At 60.4% G+C, this 18,682-nt stretch carries 13 protein-coding genes and 1 tRNA gene; 3 read left to right on the forward strand and 11 right to left on the reverse strand.

From position 1 onward, the window contains the following. Positions 1 to 30: 30 nt before the first annotated feature. The 7 genes from BHV64_RS11325 to BHV64_RS11355 all read right to left on the reverse strand — a co-directional run bounded on the left by BHV64_RS11325 (position 31) and on the right by BHV64_RS11355 (position 11,367). On the reverse strand, positions 31 to 2,463 hold the full coding sequence (locus BHV64_RS11325; RefSeq protein ID WP_288115977.1) for a BACON domain-containing protein: 2,433 nt from the start codon (positions 2,461 to 2,463) through the stop codon (positions 31 to 33). Between the two features lie 30 nt (positions 2,464 to 2,493). Continuing rightward, the gene (locus BHV64_RS11330; RefSeq protein ID WP_022062085.1) at positions 2,494 to 4,011 is read right to left on the reverse strand and encodes a RagB/SusD family nutrient uptake outer membrane protein; all 1,518 of its coding nucleotides are present in this window, start codon (positions 4,009 to 4,011) and stop codon (positions 2,494 to 2,496) included. Positions 4,012 to 4,022: 11 nt separating this feature from the next. Next, positions 4,023 to 7,127, reverse strand: coding sequence for a SusC/RagA family TonB-linked outer membrane protein (locus BHV64_RS11335; RefSeq protein ID WP_288115983.1), 3,105 nt, complete (start codon positions 7,125 to 7,127; stop codon positions 4,023 to 4,025). Between the two features lie 8 nt (positions 7,128 to 7,135). Continuing rightward, complete coding sequence (locus tag BHV64_RS11340) at positions 7,136 to 8,092, reverse strand: endonuclease/exonuclease/phosphatase family protein (RefSeq protein WP_015546008.1); 957 nt, start codon at positions 8,090 to 8,092, stop codon at positions 7,136 to 7,138. A gap of 13 nt (positions 8,093 to 8,105) precedes the next feature. Beyond that, positions 8,106 to 9,854, reverse strand: a complete 1,749-nt coding sequence (locus tag BHV64_RS11345; RefSeq protein WP_288115987.1) for a DUF5689 domain-containing protein — start codon at positions 9,852 to 9,854, stop codon at positions 8,106 to 8,108. Between the two features lie 382 nt (positions 9,855 to 10,236). After that, positions 10,237 to 10,899, reverse strand: coding sequence for a hypothetical protein (locus BHV64_RS11350; RefSeq protein ID WP_288115988.1), 663 nt, complete (start codon positions 10,897 to 10,899; stop codon positions 10,237 to 10,239). Between the two features lie 147 nt (positions 10,900 to 11,046). Continuing rightward, positions 11,047 to 11,367: a hypothetical protein gene (locus BHV64_RS11355; protein WP_288115990.1), complete on the reverse strand. Its 321-nt coding sequence runs from the start codon at positions 11,365 to 11,367 to the stop codon at positions 11,047 to 11,049. A 311-nt stretch (positions 11,368 to 11,678) separates the two neighbouring features. Here BHV64_RS11355 and BHV64_RS11360 point away from each other — a divergent pair, with 311 nt between their 5' ends. Further along, positions 11,679 to 13,355: a DUF6377 domain-containing protein gene (locus BHV64_RS11360; RefSeq protein ID WP_288115992.1), complete on the forward strand. Its 1,677-nt coding sequence runs from the start codon at positions 11,679 to 11,681 to the stop codon at positions 13,353 to 13,355. A gap of 91 nt (positions 13,356 to 13,446) precedes the next feature. Here BHV64_RS11360 and BHV64_RS11365 read toward each other — a convergent pair whose 3' ends face one another. Beyond that, complete coding sequence (locus BHV64_RS11365; RefSeq protein WP_195635883.1) at positions 13,447 to 14,124, reverse strand: potassium channel family protein; 678 nt, start codon at positions 14,122 to 14,124, stop codon at positions 13,447 to 13,449. Positions 14,125 to 14,256: 132 nt separating this feature from the next. Here BHV64_RS11365 and BHV64_RS11370 point away from each other — a divergent pair. After that, positions 14,257 to 14,330: transfer RNA gene (locus BHV64_RS11370), tRNA-Met, on the forward strand. Between the two features lie 101 nt (positions 14,331 to 14,431). Next, a complete protein-coding gene (def, locus tag BHV64_RS11375; RefSeq protein ID WP_149887958.1) occupies positions 14,432 to 15,040 on the forward strand; it encodes a peptide deformylase in 609 nt (202 codons plus the stop codon). Positions 15,041 to 15,054: 14 nt separating this feature from the next. Here the strand turns inward: def and BHV64_RS11380 are convergent, their stop codons facing one another. From BHV64_RS11380 to BHV64_RS11390, 3 genes are all read right to left on the reverse strand, one after another. Further along, positions 15,055 to 15,222 (reverse strand): hypothetical protein, encoded by a 168-nt coding sequence (locus tag BHV64_RS11380; protein ID WP_288115995.1) that lies wholly within the window; start codon positions 15,220 to 15,222, stop codon positions 15,055 to 15,057. Between the two features lie 184 nt (positions 15,223 to 15,406). Then, positions 15,407 to 17,263, reverse strand: a complete 1,857-nt coding sequence (locus BHV64_RS11385) for a biotin/lipoyl-containing protein (protein ID WP_138265510.1) — start codon at positions 17,261 to 17,263, stop codon at positions 15,407 to 15,409. Between the two features lie 157 nt (positions 17,264 to 17,420). Next, a complete protein-coding gene (locus BHV64_RS11390) occupies positions 17,421 to 18,473 on the reverse strand; it encodes an AI-2E family transporter (RefSeq protein ID WP_217727009.1) in 1,053 nt (350 codons plus the stop codon). Positions 18,474 to 18,682 lie beyond the last annotated feature (209 nt).

Here is an 18,682-nt window from a genome sequence, read left to right on the forward strand (position 1 = left end):
GGAGGGACGCGCCCTCCCCGCCTGAGCGGTTTATTTGTTACTCTTTACGGCTATGGTTCCGAAACGCATCGGCGAACGCTTGTTGGCCGCCATGTCGGATGTGATCGTGCCCGTGTCTCCCTGGTCCACCGTGGCGGTGTTCGAGGCGATGCACTGCGTGCTCCGGGCCTTGATCAGCAGCGTGACCTCCGGGCGGTTGCGCAGGGCGTCCGGCAGGATGAACACGCGGTCGGCGTAGCCCGGGACGGCGCAGTAGGAGAGGTCTTTGCCGCCTGCTCCCTGCCAATAGACGAACGGCCGGCAGCAGAAGCCCGATTCGGGCAGCACGGTGAAGTTCACCCCGTCGGTCGAGTACTCCACCTGCCAGTAGACGGGGCCGTAGATGCTCGTGCCGCCGGCGTTGCCCTGCGAGTTGGTGAAGTTGAGCGAGAGGTTTGCGCCGGCGCCCTCGGTCGAGAATTTCAGCGCCACGGCGTAGCCCGTGTTTTCGGCGAAGTCCCACCAGTAGGTGTTCTCGAATTTCAGGGCGTTCTTGTTGTTCAGCCCGGCGCTGGTCGTGAGTCCGTTGTACTCGTTGTCCAGGAGGTATTTGGCTGCGGGGTCGGTGCACCAGAGCGAGCCGTTGCCCCTATCCGGGGCGATCGTTCCGTCGGCGTTGGTCCTGACCTCGGCGTTGTTCCAGTTCCACTCCACGAGCGTCTGGCGGATGGAGCTCGATTCCGAAGCGGCGAGGTCGATCTCCTCCTTTTCGAGCACGCGGACCGAGTAACGGCCGATGTACCCCTCGTTGGTGTAGCCGTAGCGGGGCTGGAGGTCGTGGACGATGACGCCGCTCAACGTGCCCTTGCCTTTGGGCATGCCGCTGCCGTCGCGCCGCCAGGGAGTCTTGTTGTTGACCAGCATCGAAATCGCGCCGCCGTCCTTGTCACAGAGCGTTCGGGGCACGCAGCTGGTGTGGTTGGCCGTTCCGAAATAGCCTTCGTTGACGTTGGTGTAGCTGCCGTCGGGCAGGGCGAATTCCACCTCCCGGAGCGAGACGTAGGTGTAAATGTCCTCGTCGGTGAGCTGGCCGATCGACTTCTCCTTGCGGATGAGGTCGCTGGCCGTTCCGGGCGTCTGGCTGACGATGTTGGCCGCCGTCAGTCCGCTGAGCGTGTAGCGTTCGGCGGCCTCCTTGGTGAGGGTCACGCCGTTGAGCGAGATTTTCACCTGCGAGTAGCGTTTCAGCGTGTTGTCGTCCGCCGCGTCGAATTGCAGGCGGTATCCGTAGCTGCCGTCGAGCATCTGCACGTAGGCCGTCTTGGCGTTCACCGTGTAGTCGGTGGCGTTGCGTTCCGTGTTGGGCGTCGTCTCCACGTTGGCGTTGTCCTTGTCGCTGATCACGATGCCCTCGAAGCTGGCTTCGGGATTGTTGATCACGACCTGTCCGCTCTCGCCCTTGATCAGCGTGCGGTAGTCGGCTTCGTAGGTCTGTTCGACGACGAACGGCGCCGCGGGCGTAAGCTCTCCGGCCGTTCCCGGCAGCGAGAAGGCGATCGACGCGCTGCGCGGGCCTTCCGAGTCGTTCTCCTTCACGTCGAACGACAGCACTTTATCTTCGAGCGTGATGTTCTCGATCCAGTCGGCCGACGCGCCTTCGTAGGCCGGCGTGCAGACCACCTTGCCGAGCAGGCTGCCCAGGTTGTGCTTCAGTTCGACCTTGATGGTCGTGGCCTTGCGTGTGGTCTTGGCGCGGTCGGGCGTGAAGGTCATGCAGGCCTCTTCGGTCGCCTGCGTGACGGTCAGCGTGACGGCGTGTTTCTTCTCCTTGGCGTCGATATAGGTCAGCGTGATCGCGGCCTGCCGTTTGCGCGGCGAGTTGTTCTTCAGGGTGCTGAACGTGACGGCGTCGGTTCCGACGGCCAGGTTTTCGATCCACTCCTCGTCCGGCTCGGGCGTTTCGTCGTCGTCCTCGTCGGGAATCACCGAATAGACGATGGTGTCCCGGATCTGTTTGTAATCCTCCCGGAGGTTGTTGTCAAGCCCGATGCGGAGGTCCCAGGGGTTGCTGAAAATCTCGATGCGGCTCTCCTCCAACGACAGGATGGGGTCTTCGCCCTCCTGCGTCATGCGTACCGCCTGTTCGAGTCCGCCGCGGGTGAAGATGATGTCCACGGTGCGCGGCACGCCGTAGTTGGCGCCGTATTTGAACAGTACGGGGGTGTTCCCCGAGCCGTTCAGGCGGTTGATGGAGGCCCATTCCACGTCTTCCGACAGACGGACCGACCATTCGCCGGTGGAATAGATCCGCACCTGGGTGGAGCCGGCGTCCGAAGTCAGCGTGTATTTGTTGGAATCCACATTCAGCGGCAGGTCCATGTCCGAATCCATTTCGCATCCGGTCAGCAGGAGCAGCGCCGTGACGAGGGGCAGGATGCCCGTGCGCCACGCTTTGTAGATGCTGTCTGTAAGGTTATTTTTCATCGTTGTGTTTTTTTGTTCGTTCCGTCGGCCTTACATGCCGTATTCGTTATAGGCCTTGTTGTCGAGTGCGCCGCCCGAATAGACGACCTCCTTGTCGGGGATCGGGTAGTATTCGTGGCAGGGGAGCATGTTGTCCTTGAGCGTCGGGTAGTTGGTGTATTCGTAGGTCATCTGATACCAGATTCCCCAGCGTACCAGGTCGAACTTGCGCTGGAATTCACCCAGCAGTTCGCGTCCGCGCTCCTTCTGGATCTCCTCCAGAAGCGCATCTTTGTTCTTGAAGACGTAGGCGGTGGTTCCGGCGCGTTCCCGGACCATGTTCAGGTAGCGGACGGCCTCGTCGGAGTCCTCCGTCTCGGCGTAGCACTCCGCCATCATCAGGATGGCGTCGGCATAGCGGAATACCTTCTGGTTGGAGAAGTCGGCGGTGTTCTGCATCCCCGGACACCAGAATTTCGGGCCGAGCCACGGACGGGTTCCCACGCCCGAGAAGGGCTTGCCGTCGTATTCCCACGCCATGTTCAGCGTTTTGCGCTTGTCGTTGCTTTTTTTGGTCTGGAGACCGTCGCAGAAGTAGCTGTTGGGGCGCATGGAGGTCCAGGTGGTCATGCCCGTGCCCATTTCGGGAATCTCCACGCCGTCGTAGATGCCCTTGCCGTTGTGGTACGGAGTGGTGATGGCTGCCACGTTGGTCGTGACGGACAGTCCGCCGGGCGTGTAGGTGCGCTGCACCTCGAAGATCGACTCCGGGGTGTTCTTGTTGCGGAACATGATGTCTTCGAGCGGATACTGTTGCAGGTCGCCGTAGATTTTCTCCAGTTCGCCGAGCGCCTCGAGGGCGTCGTCCCAGCGGTGGTTCCACTGCGCGAGCTTGGCAATCATCATCCAGCCCATCGCGGCGCCCATGCGGTTGTCCGCGACCTCCGACGAACGCACCTGGTCCATCGAGGGCACGTAACGCTGCAATTCGTCGATCAGGTAGTCGCGGGTCTCCTTTGCCGACATGCGGCCCATGTGGGCGATCTCCTGCATCACCTGTTGGTCGGCGACCTCCTTGGTGTAGAAGGGCACGTCGCCGAAGATGCAGGTCAGCAGCCAGTAGTAGAACGAGCGGATGACCACGCCTTCGGCCAGCAGCGGCAGCTTGTCGGCTTCCGAAGACTCCTTGATGTCGTTCAGGGGCGAACGTTCGATGGCGGCGATGGTCGAGTTGCAGTACATGACGCCCTTGTAGCACTGGGTCCATATCTTCTGGCCGTTGAGCGGCTTCGCGGGGGATATGTCGAGCTGGGCGTCCTTGGTCCCCGAAGCGATGTACATCAGGTCGGTGACGCCTTCGGTCATAATCAGGAAACAGTAGTCGTAGATGCTGTTGATCGGTATGTAGCAGGCGTTCAGGCCCGCCAGGCATTGCGCCCGGGTCTTGTAGTACTCCTTGGGTCCTACGAACGACGTGGGGTGTTCGTCCAGGTCGCACGCGCTGAACAGCAGGGCGGCGGTTGCCGTGGCTGCCAGCAGGTATTTTTTCAGGAAACTGTATGATTTCATGGTCTTGGCTGTTAGTATCTGATCTGGAGGCTGAAAATAATGGTCCGGGGCTTGGGGTAAGCGCCGATGTCGACGCGCCGCAGGGCCGAGTTGGAACTCGATGTCGAAACGTCCGGGTCGAATCCGTTGTATTTCTTCCACAGGTAGAGGTTCTCGCCGCTGACGCTTACGCGGATGTCGCGCAGGCGGTTTTTGGTGACCTTGCGCATGTCGAACGTGTAGCTCGCGGAGATGTTCTTCAGCCGCAGGTAGCTTGCGTCGTGCACCAGCCGGTCGCTGGGCAGGGCGTCGTAGCTGCCGGCCATCGGCAGGTTCGAATTCGGGTTGCGGACCGGATGCCAGGAGTTCTGCATGTACTTGTATTGGTTGGTATAGGGCGAACCGTTGCCCATCCAGAGTTCGGCGACGTTGTAGATCTTGCCGCCGATCGAGTAGTTGAAGAAGAAGCTGAATGTGAAGTTATGGATGTTGAACGTGTTCTGGATACCGCCGTAGAGGTCCGGGTCGGCCGATCCGAGGTAGACCAGGTCGTCGCTGTTCAGCGCTCCGTCGTGGTTGATGTCCTGATAGCGGGCGTATCCGGGCTTGAAGGTGTTGCCGCTGGCCGAGGCGTAGGCCTTGGTGATCTTGTTGCGCTCGACCTCTTCCTGGTTGTGCCATACGCCGCCGTAGCGGAATCCCCAGAGGGCGTTGAGCGTGTAGCCCTTCTTGTAGCCGTACATCATGTAGGTGGTTCCCGACGACGACGGCGACGAGTAGGCTGTCACGAAGTCTTCCGAGGCGATGTCGTCCACCATCTGCCTGTTGCGCGACAGGGTGAGGGTCGTCGACCACTGGAATTTCGGACGGACGATGTTGCGGCTTTCGACGGTGAGTTCCCACCCCTTGTTGGTGGTGCGTCCGGCGTTGGCGAAGTAGTTGGTGTAACCCGTCTGCGAGGCTACCTGTACGGTCAGCAGCAGGTCGCGGGTCTTGATCAGATAGGCGTCGGCCGTGACGTTGAGCCGTCCGTCGAACAGCGAGATGTCGGCTCCGAGAGTATACTGGTCGGAGGTTTCCCACGTCAGGTCGGGTGATGCCAGACGCGACGGGTAGACCGCCAGTTGCTGCGTGCCTCCCATCAGGTAGCCGCTCGTCGAGTTGCCGACGGCTGCCAGCGAACGGTAGGCCGAGATGGCGTCGTTACCGGTGCGTCCGAGGCTGGCGCGCAGGGCCAGTTCGTCGATCCACTTGGCTTTTTGCAGGAACTTCTCGTTGGCGATGTTCCAGCGGAGGGCCGCCGAGGGGAAGAATCCCCATTTCTTGTTGGCGGCGAAGTTCGAGGCGCCGTCGTAACGGGCCGTGAACGTAACGTAGTAACGCTCCTTGTAGTTGTAGTTCAGACGTCCGAACACCGACATCTTGGTCCAGTCCGTGTGGTTGGTGCTGATCGAGGTGTTCTGCTTGTCGGGAACCGCGGCCATGTTGTTCCAGGTGAGTTCGTCGAGCGTGTAGCCGCGCCCGGTGATGCTCAGGTTGTTGTCGTACTTGATCTGCGCGGTGTATCCGCCCAGCACGTCGAAATTGTGGCCGCTCTTGGGGCGCAATTCGTAGTAGACCGTATTTTCGCTTGAGAAACTCGTGTCGTCGTACTCGTCGCGGCTGGCGTAACCGCCTTCGTTCTCCTTCTTGGCCGGCAGGTATCCCGGCTCGTAGTAGCGTCCGTGGCGCTGGTAGGAGTAGTAGGTGAACTGGCTGCGCAGCTTCAGCCCCTTGACGGGGGTCACTTCGACGAATGCGCTGTTGTTGAGCGAAATGCGCCGGGCGTTCTTGAGGCAGTGGTCGAGCATGATGCGCGGGTTGTTGAATTTCTGTCCCGAGTACCACAGGTCGTTCATGTCGGATGTGGGGGAGAGGAACGGGCTGAGGAACACGGCGGCGTTCCACCAGTTGGTTCCGCCGATGGTGGCCAGGTTTTCGTCCTGATCGCGGTAGGTGTAGCTCAGGTTCAGTCCGGCCTTGAGCCATTTGGCGAACTCGTGGTCGACCTTCAGGCGCGCCGAGTAACGTTTCAGCCCGCTGTTGTCGATGATTCCCTGCGTTTCGTTGAATCCGGCCGAGGCGTAGTAGGAGCTTTTCGCGGAGGCTCCCGAAATCGAAAGGTCGTAATTCTGATAGAGCGCCGTGCGCGTGATGGTGTCGATCCAGTTCGTGCCGACGCCTTTGGCCTCGGGGTTGGGGAAGGGGTATTTCGACATCGGCGAGTCGGGTTCGATTTTATCGTTGCCGTCGGCGCTTGAGAAGAAATAGGCGTAGTCGTTGCGGTAGCGGGCGAACTCCGTGGCGTCCATGATGTCGAGCTGACGCGGGAGCTGCGAAAATCCCAGGTCGGTCTTGAAGGAGATGTTGGGTCGTCCGTCCATGCCGCGGCCCTTCTTGGTCGTGATCACGATCACGCCGTTCGAGCCGCGCGCGCCGTAGATGGCCGTCGACGAGGCGTCCTTCAGCACCGAGATCGACTCGATGTCCGCGGAGTTGATGTCGTTCAGGTCGTGAATGCCGTCGATGACGCCGTCGACGATGATCAGCGGTTCGTTCGATGCCGAGATCGAGCGCGTGCCGCGGATACGGATCGAGGTCGTGGCGCCCGGCTCTCCGGTCGTGGCCATGATGTCGGCGCCGGCGATGCGGCCCTGGAGGGCCTGGTCGATCGAAACCACCGGCACGTCCTTGATGTCGCTCATCTTGACGTTGGCCACCGAACCCGTCAGGTCGGTTTTCTTCACCGTGCCGTAGCCGATCACGACCACTTCGTCGATGGTCTGCTTGCTCTGTTCGAGTTTCACGTCGACCTTCGTGCGCGCGCCGACCTTTTCGGTTTTGGCTTCATAGCCGATGTACTGGAAGGTCAGCGAAGCGCCTTCGGGAACCTGGATCGAATAATCGCCCGTGGCGTTGGTGCTGGCGCCGTTCGTCGTGCCCGTCACCAGTACGGTCGCGCCGATCAGCGGCTCGCCGCTCTGGTCCGTAACCTTGCCCGTTACGGTATGTTTGGTTCCGCTTTTCTGCGCGAAGGCAGGCGCTGCCGTCAGCGCTCCCGAAACCAGCAGGATCAGTAATATGATATATTGTTTCATGCGAATTTTTATTTAAGTGCAACTCCTGATGCTTGCTTCCCGGAGGGGTAGTGGCGGAATTCGATCATCACCGGGTAGTGGTCCGAATGCGTGGCGGTAAATTCGTCGTAGATGATGCGCGAGTCGGTTATTTCACGCATCACGGCCTGCGAGGCGTAGATGAAGTCGATCCGCCGTTGATCCGCCGTCGATTCGCCGTTGTAGGGGGTGGGAACGGTGTGGAAGAACTGGCTGTGGCGGTCGCGCAGGGCGTCGCAGTAGCCGCTCTTGAGTACGATCGAATGCGTCTCGAAATAGGTGTTCGCGGGCATCGCGTCGGCATCCTTGGGCGAATAGGAGTTGAAGTCGCCCGCCATCAGCCACAGCGGTTCCACCGGATAGCGGCGGATGGTGCTGTCGAGGATGCAGTTGATCTCCCGGTCGCGGTAGGTGTTGCCCGTCCCGGCTGCGCCCTGCCCGTTGGGATAGGTTCCGAAGGGATAGAGGTGCAGCACCACGACGTTGATGTCCTTGATGCGGGTGTGGATGGCTCCGTGCCAGAGGGGAACGTCTTCGAGCAGGCGGTTGCGCAGTTCGATGGGGTATTTCGACGTCAGCCCCACCGGAAATCCGCTCTCCTTGCAGAGTATGGCGTAGGGGTGCCCGTAGCGGCCGGCAAGGGCCGTGAGCGACTCCTCGGTGAATGCGTTGCACTCGCAGAGGGCCATGAAGTCGGGGTCCTTCTCCTTCACCCAGTCGACGAAGTTGTCGAAGTTCTGGGCTTTGTCGAGTTTCATGCCCTCGAGAATATTGTAACTGATGAAACGCAGGGTTTCGGGCTGGACGCTCGTTCCCGGATCGGTCGTCAGTTCCTCGTCCGGTGCGGCGGGATCGTCGTCGCAGGCGGGCAGCAGGGCCGTGGCCGTGAGCAGCGTCGCCCCGAAAGCCAGCCGGCGCAGCATCTGTATCGTGTCGTATGTTTTCATGTCGTTCGCTGGTTTATTTGTTGTAACGCAGGGCTGCGTAGGAGACGGTGAATGCGTTGGCTACCTGTCCGTTGGATGCGATGGTCGCGGTGTCGTAGGTCGTCGCCGTGCCGATCTTGTTCTGCACGGGGCGCAGGCGGATCCATGCCACGCTCTGTCCCAGAATCTCGGTGGGAACCTGCATCCACACGTTCTTGTCGCCCGAAAGCTGCTCGAGCTGCATGTTGCCCCAGTTGCCGTTGTCGGGAACCGTGAAATCGGTGAGCTTCTTCCAGTTGTCGCCGTCGAGCGAATATTCCGCCGTCCAGTAGCGCAGTCCGCCCTGTGCCGAGTGGTAGCGGCAGGTGAAGACGAAGGAGCATTGCGTGGAGCTGACGCCCTGCGTCGAGAACTCGAAGATCAGGGAGTTTCCCGTGTTCTTCGCCGTGTCCCACAGCTGTTTGTGGCCCCACGAGGCGTTGTTGATGGTCAGCCCGTTTTCGGCGGCCCGGTAGGCGCTGCCGACGGCCAGCCAGGCGTAGGTGCTCATAAACGAGAGTCCCGAACCCGTCGTTGCGGCCACGCAATGCGCCTGACCGCTGTCGGTTGCCGGATGCGGATACTGCGGGAATGCGTAAGCGCGGGGGTCCTTGCTGCCGTCGGGACTCCACTCCACGGCCACGGCCGAGAAGACGTTGTCGGCCGACTCGTCCAGCGCGATGTCCTCGCGCGTCACGTTGCGGATCTGGTAACGGCCGATGTCGCCGCCCCGCTCGAAGAAGGTGTAAGGCTCGTGTACGATGATGCCGGTGATCGTTCCCTCGCCGTCGGGCATCTCCTTGAAACGCCAGTCGCAGCCGTGGTTGGTCATCAGGTAGATCATGTCGCCGTGACGGTCGAGTACGGCCGCGGGGTAGTAGTTGTTGAAACTGTTGGTGTAGTTGATGTGCACGGGGATGAAACGTCCGGTGCGCACGGCCATCTGGCAGCGTTTGAGCGTCACCTGGGTGTAGATGTCGGCGTCAGTCAGCTGGTCGATGAAGCGTCGTTTCGCGGGCAGCTCTTCGGCCGTTCCGGCCTCTTTGGTGACGATGTGGTCCTGCGTCACGCCGCTGAGCGTGTAGCGTTCGGGGTTGCTCCGTTTGGTCAGCGTGAGGCCCTTGCACCAGAGTTTGAGTTTGTCATATCGTTGCAGGTTGTTCTGCTGGGCGTCGGTCGTGACGAGGGCGAGACCCAGCGAGGCGTCGGCGTTCTGCATGTAGGCCGTGCAGTCGTTGATGCCCAGATCGGGTTTTGCCGCGGCCTTGAGCATGGGGCTTCCGGCCATGTTGGGCGAGGCCCAGTCGCTGATGACCGTGCCGCTTACGGCGATGTCCTGATCGAGGGTGATCTCGCCTTCCGCCTCCGCGATCAGCCCGCGCAGCTCCTCGAAGGTCATCTCGCGGGTCTCCGCCGTACCGCCCGGGATACCCTGATAGGCTGTGAAATAGGTTGTGTGATCTTCGCCCCAGTCGTCCTGAAACCGGAGCCGGAACCGCGCCGTGCGAGGCTCGAATTTCTTGTTGTCGGCGATCCGGAACCGGAAATATTTGAAATCCTGGGCGTAGCTGACGCTGTCGGCCCACGGTTCGGCAGCGGAATTCTCGTCGTAAACGACCGTCCAGTAGATTTTTTTGGACAGCGGAATGTTGGTGTCGATCGCAACGGAGTCGATCGTGCTAACGGACGAATATTGTTTTCCGATGTACTTGAACTCCAGGAGCGGCGTCGTGCCGTACTGCATCAGGTAAATCGTGTCGACGACCTGCTGGCGGGCCGATGAGACGAGGATGGTTCCCTTGCGGGGAAGCGAGTTGTTGGTCCGGTAATTGAGGTTGAGCGAGCCGCCCGTTTCGCCGCTGTCGGCGCCGTCGACCGAGACCCAGAGTCTGGTCTCGGGCGTGAGCCGCGCCTGCCACGGTCCGGAGGTCTCTACCTTGATGGTGCGGGAGCCTGCGTCGCTGGAGACGAAGACTTCGCTGCTGACGCCTTTCGAGCCGATAGCCGGCTCCGTTTCATCCTCGCTGCACCCCCCCCCCGAGCAATAGGGCCGAGGCGGCGAAGGCGCAGATCAGGCTGAAGCGCTTGGTGTAGAATTTTTTCATCGTATGTCGTAGTTTGGGTTTTTAGTGTCGCGGGGCATTCTGTACCCAGGGGAGTTTGCCGAACAGCTCTTCGAAATCGTACCATTTCAGGCGCAGCACGTAGAGGTTGTCGATGAAGATGCGTGTGTTGCCGCTCTCCATCTCGTATTTGCCGGCCATCAGTTCCATGCGCGTGTTGCTCGTAAAGGGATTTTTGGGGTGGGAGAAGATGATGAACTCCTGCTGGGAGTTTTTCCACATGGCCGTCGGAAGCTCCGCAGCCGTGGGATCGAGGTGTCCCACACGGACGGTTTTCTCGGTGGTTCCGTCGGCGAACTGCCCGCCTCCCGTGATCCGCACAGTCAGTTCGTCGTTGTCTTTCGTGCCGTCGGCCGCCGCATAGGCGATGGCGTTGAAACGGACCATGGCGGCCGTGTCGTTCCGGATGCCCGGATCGTACGGGGTCAGCAGGTTGGCTCCGTGTCCGGCGTCGTCGCCGAGCTTGACGTAGCCGTTTTTGCCGTAGCAGTAGGCCGTGCCTCCCTCCTGTGCGGGCGTCGATTCCAGCCCCATTTTCTTCTGGTCGGCGGTCCAGCTGTCGATCGGCGTTTCGCCCCGGGTCTCCAGAGGTTCCGCCGAACCGTACTTCAGCCGGTCGAAGTTGCCCTCGTAATCTTTGGTGTATTTCGGGAATCCCTGCACCACAGCGATGAATTCATTGAGAAATTCGACGTCGGTGTGCAGCGAGATGCACCCTTTCCGTTCTACGTAGGACTCCGTGTGCGGGGTGATCAGCAGGACCAGTTCGTCGATTCCGGGCCTGACGCCGCGTTTGATTTCGTCGACGTTGAGTCACTCCTCGGCCGGCAGTTCTCCGGACTCTTCCTTTTCGCCTTCGAATCCGACCTGATAAGCCACATTGCTTCTGATATAGATGGACCTTTTGAACGGAGTGGCGTCCTGCTCTTTCGACGCTCTGACGGGGATGTGCAGGGTTCCCGTCAGCGCTTCTTCGAACTCGGGCGAGTTCGACCACTCGATGTGTTCCCTGCGGGAGTAGTCCTTGTCGTCGTCGCAGGCTGTGCCCAGAGATACCGTGCCGGTCAGCAGCAGTACCGCGATCAGCGGGGTGACGCTCCTCTTCGGGATTTTCAGAGATAGAGTTGTTCTCATAGCATTTAGGTTAATTGGTCTGAAAAAGTTTGGAAAATTTTAGCTAAATTTCGGGTGAATATTGAAAATATTTTCATTACAAAGATAGCCCTTAATAAATATGCGGAAAGGGCCTTGCGCGAAAATGTAAATGAATGTAAATCTTATCTTGTTTATTGTCAGCATGTTCGATTTTTGCACCCCCCGTGCGTTATGTAAATGCTGAAACTTTGATATTTTACTTTTTAATACATTTGTAATACGCAGACCCTTTCTTCTGATTTGCTTTTGTGTTATTAAAACGCTATGTTTGCATTAAACCGAAACCTGAAATGAAAATCCTCCTTCTTGCCGCAGCGTTGTTCTCCGCGCTGTCCGCGGCTCCGGCTTCCCCGGGTGAAAAGACCGACCTGCAGGAGCTGTTCCGCAGTCTCGATCGGGTGATCGCCCGCAGCGGCGAGTACACGGCGCGGCGCGAATCCCGCATTGATTCGCTCAAGCGCGCTCTGACCCGCGACGGGCTTTCGCTGCGCGAGCGTTTCGACCTGACCGAGCGGCTCGCCGAAAATTACAACTCCTACCAGAGCGACTTCGCGCTTCTCTACCTCCGGCGAACTCTTGCGCTGGCCGAGGAGACCGGCGACAACGACCTGATCATGCGTGCCCGCTCCGGGATTGCGCTCTGTTACAGCCTGGGCGGACGTTTCTACGAGGCCGAGGAGATCTTGAGCGGCATCCGCGACACGGTGCACGTCAGCCGCCGGGCGCTGCAATCCTATTATGTCGCCCGGCATCGCATGAACCGCGAACTCTACGCCCTGACCGAGCCGGGCGAACGCCGCGACCTTTTCCGCCGGCGCGAGCACTATTATGCGGTCAGCGCGGCGGAAATCAGCGAGGACACCTTCACGAGCCTGTACTACGGGTATATGGATGCCATCGTCCGCAAGGACTGGTCCGAGGCTTCGACCCTCTGCGACAGCCTGCTGGTCTCGGTCCCTTCCGATTCCCACTCCTACGCCAAGGCCGCCAACCACAAGGCGCAGCTCGAGGGGAAGGCGGGGCGTCCCGACGAGGAACTCGCCTGGTTCATACGTTCGGCCATGGCCGACATCCAGTCCGCCGTGCGTGACCACGGGTCGCTGTGCACCGTCTCCGAGGAGCTTTTCAACCGGGGCGACGTCGATCGGGCGATGGATTATATCCGCGTGGCGATCCGCGACACGCGTTTCTTCAACTCCCCGAGCCGCTCGTGGCGCGACATGGCCATCCTGCCGCAGATCGAGGCGGCTTACAGCGAGCGCAACGCCCGCCTGCACACGATGTACATCGTGCTGATCGTCGTCATCCTGCTCTTTTTCGTCTCGGCCGTCGCCGCGGGGCTTTACGTGCTGTCCCGCAACCGGAAGCTCTGCGCCGTGCAGCAAACCCTCCGCGAGTCGAACGACAAACTCAACGGTCTGGCCCGGAGCCTGCGCGAGACGAACGACCGCCTGAGCGCGCAGAACCTCCGGATCGCCGATGCCAACCGGATCAAGGAGGTCTATATCGGGGGCTTTCTCCAGACGATTTCGGAATATATCAACAAACTCTCGGGTACGTATCAGTATGTCAACAAGATGCTGCGCGACGACCGGATCGCCGAACTTCGCCGCGAATGCGCCCGCAGCAACATCCGCAACGACGAGCTGAAGGAGTTCTATGCGCTTTTCGACAAGACCTTCCTCGGGCTTTTTCCCTCGTTCATCGACGAGATGAACGGCCTGCTTGCCGACGAGGCCCGCACCGAGGGGCGTCACGACGGCGAGCTGACCACCGTGCTGCGCATCTACGCGCTGATCCGCCTGGGCATCACCGACACGGCGACCATCGCCGCGCTGCTGCACTGTTCGATCCGCACCGTCTACAACTACCGCTCGTTCACCCAGCGGCACTCGCGGCCCGACGTCGGCGACCTGGAACAGCGTGTGCAGCTGATCGGGTTGAACGGGATCGCCGCCCGGTCCTGACGGAGCCGCGTGTGCCGAAAAGCGTAAAATAACGCTGTTCCGGCAATTTTAACCTCCCGGCCGTAACAACGGCCGGGAGGTTTACAGAAGGCTACTCCCCCTTCTTATGGGTGTACTCCTGCAGGACATAGGTCGTGAAGATCGGAAAGAACATCATGCCCAACGACGGAAGCAGCACGCAGAAGACCTTGCCGACGGCCGTGACGGGGAAAATCTCCGCACCGACGGTCGTGACGTTCATCCACGCCCACCAGAGCGCATTGCCGAAGCCGTGGAGCTTGGGATTGACGAGCACCTCGTAGTCGTAGAACACCAGCCCGGAGATATAGGTAAAGATGACGACGGTGAAGATATAGGCGAAAAAGAGCCTCCGCATCCTGTTTTCGGAGACCAGCCACCGCACGATGATCACCATGGCCAGGAAGGCCCGGAGCAGCGGGATAAGCCCGACGAGCACGCCCCAGTCGTGGGTCATGCCGACGCCGCTCCACGCCAGGATGTTCAGGTAGGGTACGGAAAGCAGCAGGAACGGCAGGTTGCGCCAGAAAAAACGGCCCGGACGTTCGGCAGCGGCCCAGCGGACGAAGAAATCGCACAGGAAAACGAGGCAGACGACGAACTGGATCGCAAGATAGGTGCGGGACACGTGGACATGGTCGCCGGCAATGATCTCCCACGAGAGGGCCACGAGGAGCACCAGTCCGGCGATGAGTTTGACAACACCGAGCGCATCACGGATTCCGGCACGCGCCGATTGGGTAAGAGACATAGATTGCGGTTTTTCCGTAGTGCGCTCAAAATCAATGCCACAACCCGGAATCATAAATTTTACGGCGTTTTTTTGCCGAAAGATTTTGCACGATTGAAAATTTCTATTACCTTTGCACTCGCTTTCAGCAATGGCGGGTTAGCTCAGCTGGTTAGAGCGCATGATTCATAATCATGAGGTCCCGAGTTCAAGTCTCGGACCCGCTACGGAAGGAAACGGAGGTCTAAACGATCTCCGTTTTTTCGTTATCCGGAAAAACCCGGGCGAATTACCGGGAAAAGGCATATTCACAGAAACAGCGGCTATCATGGAAAAGAAAACGATACTGGCGGCCTGCGCGGCCGCAACGCTGGCGTTCGCCGGATGCTCCGGAGGGTTCAGCGCCGCAGAGGAGGAGACCATTCACGCCGGGAAGGGAGAAATCATGCGCATACTGACCGTCGGAAACCCGGCCGACTCGCTCGTCCTGCGTCAAAAGGCCGCTCCGGTGACCGGGCGGATGCTGCGGACAGACGACTACGCCGTCCTGCGCCGCAGGATGCTCGCGACGGTGCAGGACCCGCAGAACACGGGCGTAGGCATCGCCGCCCCGCAGGTGGGGATTCTCCGGCGGATGATCGCCGTGCAGCGTTTCGACAAGCCCGGAGAGCCGTTCGAATTCTACCTGAACCCGGAGATCGTCGAATCGTCGGCCGAAACCGCCCCGGGACGGGAAGGATGTCTCTCGATTCCGGGATTAGCGGGCAGGGTGGTGCGGGCGCAACGGATCGTATTGCGCTACCGCGACGAGCGGTTCGCCGAAAAAACGGAGACGATCGACGGATTCACGGCCGTAATCTTCCAGCACGAAACAGACCATCTCGACGGAATTCTCTACACCGACCGGACGGACGAAGCCCCCACGCCGGAAGAGTAGTCTCGCCGCACCGGTCAGACCAGTTCGCGGAGGTGTTTCAGATTGCTCGTGGCCGTCGCCACGGGCGCGACGGTCATGTCGTCGCACAAGACGCCGCAGATTTTCAGCCGGCGGTCGGAGGAACGTCCGGTCGGAACGTTCGCGCAGCATCGGAAGCAAGGCCCGCAAGGCGTCCTCCACATCCCCGGCAAGCCCCGGTCCGCCCCGGGCGCGGCGGCCGATGCGCTCGGGACAGCGTACTGCAATGCGGCAGGCAGCATCGTCGCGGAAGCCTCCGGGATCACGACCGAAGCCTCCGAAAAAAAGTTCCGCCCGCAACGCACCGGGCGCTGCGGACGGAATGGCGTCCGGAAAAAATGGATCGTGTTATTCGATCTCCATCAGAACGGCGTCGGTAGCCACGGTCTGCCCCTGACGGACCAGAATCTGCTTGACCGTACCGGCGAAATCGCTCGTGATGGCGTTCTCCATCTTCATCGCTTCGAGAACGGCGACCTCCTGTCCGGCCTTCACCGCGTCGCCGACCTTCACTTTGAGTTCGATGATGCGGCCCGGCAGCGGAGCCGTCACGACGTTGCCCGTGATCACGGCCTGCGTCTCTCCGGCGGGCGTCTCCCCGGCCTTGGCGGCAGGTTCGGCCGGCTTCGAAGCCTCGTAGGCCTTCACCTTCATATTGGTCAGGAACGTCTTGGCGACCAGCGGGAACAACTCCAGCAGCAGCACCTCCTTTTCATCGGCGGCGAGCTTCACGCCTCCGGCTTCGGGAAGCTCGGGATTGGGCTGCATCTGGTATTTCGAGGTGTCGTAGGGAGTCTCCTCGCGCACGCCGCAGATCTTGAACCGGAACTCGGGGTCGATCTTCACCGGCGTCTTGCCGTACTCGCCCTTCACGAGGCCCACGAACTGCGACGACTTGTTGGTGTACATCGGACGTCCGGCCTTCTCGTCGAGGGCGCAGTTGACGGCCTGCGCACCCACGATCTGCGAGGTGGGGGTCACCAGCGGCGGCAGACCCGCGGCCAGGCGCACCGAAGGGATCAGCTCCATGGCGCGGGGCAGGATCTCCTCGGCCTTGAGCTGCTTGAGCTGGGCCACCATGTTCGAATACATGCCGCCGGGAATCTCGGCCTTCTGCACCAGTTCGTTCGGAGCCGGGAAGCCGAAATAGGCCTCGATCTTGCGGCAGGCGTCGATCGTGGCGTTCTCGTCGTCGTGCTGCGCCGCGGCGATCGCCCGGTCGAACAGGGCGTCGATCTCGGCGGGAAGCGTGTCGGTCACCGGGTTGAACGCCTTCGGCTCGGGTTTCTCGACGCCGAAGACCGACTGGTTCAGCTCCTTGCGGATGTCCCGCAGCTGGGTGTTGATCTTGGCCACGGCCTCCATGTTCACGCCCGTTTCGATGCCCAGCTTCTTGCAGAAAACATGGATCAGCTCGATGGCCGGGGCGCCCGTGCCTTCGGCGAAGTACCAGCAGTTGGTGTCCACGACGTCGACCCCGGCGATGATGGCCGAAAGCACCGAAGCCAGTCCGTAGCCCGGCGTGCAGTGGGTATGGAAATCGACGGGAACCGAAAGGTTCTTCTTCAGCAGGCGCACCAGCGTGGCGACGCGGCGCGGCGGAATCAGCCCCGACATGTCCTTGATGGTGATCATGTCGGCGCCCAGTGCGGCCATCTGGCGGGCCTTGTCGAGGAAATAGGCGTCGGTGAAGACCGGTTTGGGGGCCGATTTGCCCGTCAGCCTGGCCCAGAAACCCGGTTCGGGGTATTTCGGGTCCACGGTGTAGCAAACCGCACAGTCGGCGATGCCGCCGTACTGCTTGACGTATTTGACGGTCGATTTTACGTTGTCGACGTCGTTCAGGGCGTCGAAGATCCGCATGATGCCCAAACCGCTCCGGATCGAGTTGCGGCAGAAGCCGTCGATGATTTCGTCCGTATAGGGCGAGTAGCCGAACAGGTTGCGGCCGCGCGAAAGGGCCGTGAGTTTCGAGACATCGCCCACTGCCTTGTGGATGGTTTCGAGGCGCGTCCACGGATTCTCGTTGAGATAACGCATCACCGAGTCGGGGACGGCGCCGCCCCACACCTCCATCGCATAGAAATTGGCATCTTTGTAGAACGGCAGGCAGCGGTCGATCTGCTCCTGGTTCATACGCGTCGCGAAGGACGACTGCTGGCCGTCACGCAACGTAAGGTCTCTGATTTTGAGATTTCTCGCCATTTTATAATATCATTTAAGGGTTCTTTGGCACGAATCCATTGTTATTCGAATAACAAAGGTAATAAACCCTCACGAATATGCAACTTTTTTCCGGGGAATTTTCAGGAAAAACGCCCCGGCCGCTTTCTTTCCGTAAAAAAGACGGGAAACAGAACGATCATCCGCCCGATCTGCCGCCGGGCTGGAACAGTTCCCGGTCGGGAAGCCCGTCGAGGTATCTGCGTTTGAAGACATTGACGCAGAAGACAAACATCGCCAGCATCAGCGGCCCGAAGATGACGCCCATAAAGCCGAAGAGCGACAGACCGATGAAGACCCCGAAAATGGTGATGAGCGGGTGTACGTCGGCCATCTTCTTCTGCATGACCATCCGCACGAGGTTGTCCACCTGCGTGACGACCAGCGTGCCGTACATCACCAGCCCGACGCCCTGCCCCCAGTTGCCGTCGAGGCTCATGTAGGCCGCCAGCGGCAGCCACACGAGGGCCGTGCCGACGATGGGCAGAATCGTGGCGAAGCAGGTCAGCACGCCCCAGAAAAGCGGCTCGGGAACGCCGAAGGCCAGGTAACCGACATAGGCCACCACGCCCTGCGAGACGGCCAGCAGCGGAATGACGATGGCGTTCGAGCGCACGATCATGTGGATTTCGCGCATCACGCTGCGCGCCGCGCGGCGGTCGAACGGCAGGATTTCGCGGCAGTAGGTCTCCATGCGCAGGCCCCCGATCAGCATGAAATAGAGCACGAAGAGCAGCACGACGAGGTTGACGGCGAAATTCACGATGCCGCCCACGAGCCACTGCCCCGCCCTGGGAAGGTAGCCCAGCACCGATTGCAGGTTGCTCTCGGACCAGAGGTCGTAGCCGGTTTTCTGCTGGATGAGTCCGGCGACGTGCCGGACGGGCGTGATGACCGACTGCGGATCAAGGGCCACGCCCTGGATTTTGTCGACGACCATCCAGACGATCAGGCTGATCGGAACGAGGAAGAAGAAGATCGCCTCGCCGAGCAGCAGCGACGCCGCAAGGCTCCGCCGCCACCGCCGCCGTTCGCTCAAGAACCACATCTGACGCCGCAGCAGCACGTAGATCGTCACGGCCCCCAGCAAACCGCCCAGAAACGGCGTCAGCTCGACGAAGATCGTAAGGCCCAGCCCCGCGATAAGCACGAAAAGCGAATAACGCCAGTATTTTTCACGCACCGAAAGCATACCCCGGCCCCGCGCAAGGAACGTGCCGCAGGCTTCCGGACCGGGAGGCCGGAATGTTGAAATATCGTCGACTGAAAATTTGCGCTATTCTATTGCGGCTCACAAATATTTGATATATATTTGCGTCATGGAAAGAATGGCCGAAATCGTCTGCACAGACACCCCGGAAATGAGTTCCCACGATTGGCGAAAAGCTCTTTCAGGACACA

This window comes from Alistipes sp. 56_sp_Nov_56_25 (assembly GCF_001915285.1).
GTDB classification, from domain to species: domain Bacteria; phylum Bacteroidota; class Bacteroidia; order Bacteroidales; family Rikenellaceae; genus Alistipes; species Alistipes shahii.